The organism is Idiomarina sp. 28-8, assembly GCF_000320945.2.
Classification (GTDB): domain Bacteria; phylum Pseudomonadota; class Gammaproteobacteria; order Enterobacterales; family Alteromonadaceae; genus Idiomarina; species Idiomarina loihiensis.
In genome coordinates this window covers 533,117-535,549 of record NZ_DF266789.1, presented here as the reverse complement: position 1 = coordinate 535,549, position 2,433 = coordinate 533,117, and the positions used below count along the sequence as shown (strand labels likewise).

Here is a 2,433-nt window from a genome sequence, read left to right as displayed (position 1 = left end):
AGTACCATAGCTTGAAACACCGTCCTCTGCTTGGAGCTTGAGATGACGGAAATACGCAACAAAACCATTAAATTCGTCCCCCTTCGGTTGCCCGGTTCCCGTTTCACTCGGTTGTTTATGTAGGCCGCTATATTTCTGGAGAAACAGTTTGAAAACAAAAGCTTTATTATTTGCCTTAACTTGTTTTGCATTCAGCTTAAACACAATGGCAAATGCTATAGATAACAAGGAAGAACTTGAAGCATTAGTTAATAGCTACGAAAAGCTCGCGATAGATGCGCAAGAATGCACGGATTCAAGTAACCTTAAATCTGCTCCCTGTAGAAAATTTATTAGAGTTTTTAATGACGGTGAAATCAATGATCGACTAGGTTCATTTGGAAATAACCTGGAGCTCTATATCAGTATCGATCAAGAAATGGCACTTAAAGGGATAATTGCAGTAGGCACCATAGCTGACACTTTAGGTTTTGTATTTGAAGAGCGAGCCGAAACTGTACAAAAGCGAAAATAACAATCGCATCAAAAGGGTGGCCTAACAGTTGGCTGGTGTTCATTCTTCGCTAATTTTAGCTAAGTGTTAGCCGCAGTTTATGCGGGGCGTTAGTTTTTAAGAGGGTTCTATGAAAAAGTTTTTAAAATTGAGCATTTTAAGCATTGCTTTTTTTGTAACGGGTTGCGCCAACATGATTGGATTTACAGGCGCAGATGCGGGCAAGAGAGTGGGCGACTGGGTTGAATACAATGTGAATCACCCCGGGCTAACCATCAGAATCATAGAGCCATACAGTGAAGAGTTGCTGCCAATTTCAACGGTAGGTAAAACGTCACCATCACCACTACGGCACACTGTTATTTTTGGCGCGCAATCAAATCAGCACAAATTGGAAATTATTGGTCGCTATAACAAAGAATTGTATCTGGACAATAAATTTTATGGTTCAGTTTGGTTTGGAGATATTTTAATTCGCGCCGGAAGTCTTTCAATAGACGGCAAGTTAGTAGCGGCAGTTGAAAATTAACAAGTGGTATAGCAATGAGCACACATAAGAAGGGTTATCACAAACGTATATTGTCGGAATGGTCGGCCAACTATGACCTAAAGGCAATGCAATGTGGAAGCATGTAATAATATCTAGTATTCAAGCCGCTTTTGTAGGGGCTATGCTACTCATTTTAGTTAGCCTGCCAGCGTTTGGCGGTGCAGCAACAATATTTGGTGTAATGGCATTTCCTATCGCACTTTTTTGGTGCCTTGCTTTGGCGTATCCATTAATTAAGCTTCGCCAGAATTCTCAGCTTTCAGAATATGCCTATTTTATGATTTATTTAGTTTCTGGGGCTATATTGGGTGCTCTCACGCCAGTGTTAATGTTTGGCACACCGTTCGGCCTTCAATCAGCCGCTTTTCTTAGTTTTTATGGTCTATGCGGTGCGGCGTGTGCCGTTAGTGCGTGGAACTATGTGCGTAAAAATGTCAGTTTATAACAAGGCTAAGCAGGGCTTCGCTTCAACCTTGTCGCTTTTCTTGAACCGATAAACAAGCAGCTAAAGATCTCAGGCATGGTGGGCGTTAGGAGAGTTTAAAAAATGATGGAGCTGTACTTTTTAGTCAGCGTCTTTGTAGGAATGGCTGTAATTGTTGATGGTGTTGTTTTATATAAAGCCAGAGGCGTTTGCTGGACAAACAAAATACAGTCGTTTACAACCACTATTGAGTTTTTATGGGTTATTGCCTCTATTATTGCTGTTTTTACGCTAGAGTTCTCACAGCTCCAAATATTAATCCCTTCTCTTTACGTCGCGCATAATATTTTTGGCTGGGCGTACGGCTCTTATCTTGTGTCAAAGTCACCTGAAGTGAAGAATGGTACAGAAGCATTGGTTATACCGTACTGGTATCTTATGTTTGGCTTAACCGTTGGTATCGTATTCAGCATAAGCAGTTTATGGGCATTCATACTCCTATAATCAATGGCTTAAATAATTAACATGAAAATGGAAACACTTAGGTACCCAAATGGCATTACAGGCAACTCCTTATAAAATCTCACTGGATATATCAGATACTGATCGCGGTGTTTACGAGAGTGTGAAATTTACTGTTGCACGCCATCCATCCGAGACAGAGCAGCGTTTAGCCTCACGAGTACTGGCTTATGCGATGTTCTATCATCCGCATTTAGCCTTTGGCCGGGGGTTATCCGATACCGATGAAGCGGCACTCTGGGAAATTGATCTCACCGGTGAAATTCAGCATTGGATTGATGTTGGCCTACCGGATGCTGCGCGGGTTATCAAAGCCAGTCGGCGTGCACCAAGGATGTCTGTAGTTGTGTATGGCAATGCGCGTTTGTGGCGAGAAAAAGTGCTACCGAAGTTTGCCCATTTAACCAACGTGAATGTGTTTGTTTTACCGCAAAATGAGCTAGC

Annotated in this window: 5 protein-coding genes; all 5 read left to right on the top strand. The window is 42.0% G+C overall.

Annotation, left to right across the window (positions count from 1 at the left end):
* The first annotated feature begins 148 nt into the window (after positions 1-148).
* Positions 149-514, top strand: a complete 366-nt coding sequence (locus tag RJ32_RS02690; RefSeq protein WP_034818871.1) for a hypothetical protein — start codon at positions 149-151, stop codon at positions 512-514.
* A gap of 109 nt (positions 515-623) precedes the next feature.
* A complete protein-coding gene (locus RJ32_RS02685; protein WP_034818869.1) occupies positions 624-1,022 on the top strand; it encodes a hypothetical protein in 399 nt (132 codons plus the stop codon).
* A 91-nt stretch (positions 1,023-1,113) separates the two neighbouring features.
* On the top strand, positions 1,114-1,488 hold the full coding sequence (locus RJ32_RS02680; protein WP_034818867.1) for a hypothetical protein: 375 nt from the start codon (positions 1,114-1,116) through the stop codon (positions 1,486-1,488).
* 102 nt (positions 1,489-1,590) lie between these two features.
* Positions 1,591-1,971, top strand: coding sequence for a hypothetical protein (locus tag RJ32_RS02675; RefSeq protein WP_034818865.1), 381 nt, complete (start codon positions 1,591-1,593; stop codon positions 1,969-1,971).
* Positions 1,972-2,020: 49 nt separating this feature from the next.
* Positions 2,021-2,433: YaeQ family protein (locus tag RJ32_RS02670; RefSeq protein ID WP_034818863.1), on the top strand; the 413-nt coding region annotated here is incomplete at its 3' end.